Genomic DNA, 2,152 nt, shown 5'->3' on the forward strand with positions numbered 1-2,152 from the left:
TTTAATTCCAAAATTAAAAAAATTAAATATTGAAACAAGAAATAAAGTAAGAGCAATTTACACTTCGGATGACGCTGATTCAATAAAGGTCTTTAACAAATTAAGACTAAGTTTACCAATTAATAAATTACTTGATGTCGAAGACGCTGTATCTGCCTTACATGATAAATTCGACATTCTTCCAGATAAATTCCCTTCGTCATTTCAAACTAAAAATGAATATACACGATTAGTGGAGCTTCCTTTTGATAAGCAATTAGAGCTAATAGACTGCCTAGCAAGAAAACATTCAAAAACACTTGATGGCTACATTTCTGCAATAGCCCAGTTAAATCAAAGAATTGTAAGTAAGGCATTTTCAGAGGCTAATAAAGAAATAAAAATCATATTAGACAAATATGGCTTTAGTCACTGCTTACTAAGAAAAATTATTTTCCTCGGCGAAATGCCAGAGAATAATCAACCAGACACCTACCTTTCTGATTTAATTAATGAAAATGTATCAAACTCTAAGGTAATTGTTGCCAGCCTAATCCATTGCTACCAAGATGAGCAAGATTATTTAGGTATAAAACGTTCGATAATGGGGTTACCGAATCGTGGTGATTCAAATAAGTTTACTAGAGACATTTCAAGAACCCCATTTCATCCTCATGCAAAGGATCAAAAAAACCTTAATGAGATAATTCAAAGTAACTTACAGTCTTCATTATTGGATGCGTTAATAATAATAAAAGTAAATATAAGATTAATAGGCACCAAAAAATACAAAAATATAAATAAAGTGTTAGCAGACTTAGAGTCTGCAGCACCTACATTAGATGAAATAGTAAACTTGCATGGCGCTGACGAAGACAGTGAATATATCTTTATCAAACAGTCATCCGCTTGGCTTGAAAGTGAAGATGTAGTTAATTTTAAATTTTTAATAGATCATTTTTATGATTTCCCTGACTCAGAATATCATAGCTTAACGCCTGAGGTGCTGGGACGTATTGAAAATTATATAACTTGTAAGTGTGGTTCTTGCCTACTTTCAGATATTAAATTATTAAATATACAGAGTAAAAATCTGCACTCCGTACAACTAAAAGGTACAATAACCCGTACAGCTGTATTCAACTTTTTAACTTATACGAGAGAAAGTGATCTCAATATAACTGAAGAGCAACTGTTTTTATTAATGAATAGAACAAGCTCACTTGATAGAACTATTGATATAAAATCAATGAAAAGCCTTCTTCCAATGCTTCCGACTCAAGAAGCAAAATTAATAATAAGGTTATTGATCGCAAAAAAAAGTAGAAATGAAGTAGATCAAATTGCTCTTAAGAGCTTGACTGAAAAAATCTTAAAGTCTAGATATGATGGAAACTTAATCAGCTTTATTGATGATCTATCAAAAAGGTCTGACGCATTAGCTATTTATTTATATGAAACATGCAATGAAGATTTTATTGCAAGAATGACAAGAGTCATTAAAACTACAAAAAAGATTACAGAAACTAGAGCTGCCCTGCATACTTGGAGAGGTGAATACTCAGGAGAAAAGCTTTATCTTGACCGAGCCCGAAATCTAAAGATCAATAGTCAAATAAATGAGATTCGTGGTGAGATTGACGATAATAGGATCTATGTAGAAATTACAAGGTTCTCTGAATGGTTTGGTGACAACATTTCGTCTCAACTGGGCTCCATTTTAATTGTAATGGATAGTAATGATGATTTAAGCCAATTTGATGACCCCCAATTAATCGATTTGATTGAAAACTGCTTTTATGAGTTTTGCACAAATAGCTTCTTTGGGATTGCCTCATATTTAGGAAGGCGTATCAGGCACGGTACTTTTAGAGGCCATTTATATTCAAGTGTAATTAACAATGTTGAAAAAAAGTACTCTGATTTGATTAATACACCTCAATTAGAAGCTAAATGGACTGAGTGGAAAAGCGAATATGAAAAGCAAGTGCTAAGTATTATCGATAACAAACTATACATACACTCTCCACAAAAAAAATTAGGTTTACTTTACCCGAACTTAAGAGACCCTGCAAAAAGACCAGTGGTGAAAAAATGTATTTCTACTATTATTGAGCACTTCAAAATATCCGGAAGTGTATTTGGAATTGAACCAATTATAATTGAATCATGC

1 protein-coding gene is annotated in these 2,152 nt (G+C 32.2%); it reads left to right on the top strand.

What is annotated here, in order from left to right; translation table 11 throughout:
• Window positions 1-2,152 (top strand): hypothetical protein (locus tag GQR46_RS18955; RefSeq protein ID WP_165742087.1); only part of this gene is annotated, 2,152 nt, incomplete at both ends.

The sequence above is a fragment of the Pseudoalteromonas sp. Z1A6 genome, from assembly GCF_011378745.1.
GTDB lineage: Bacteria > Pseudomonadota > Gammaproteobacteria > Enterobacterales > Alteromonadaceae > Pseudoalteromonas > Pseudoalteromonas arctica.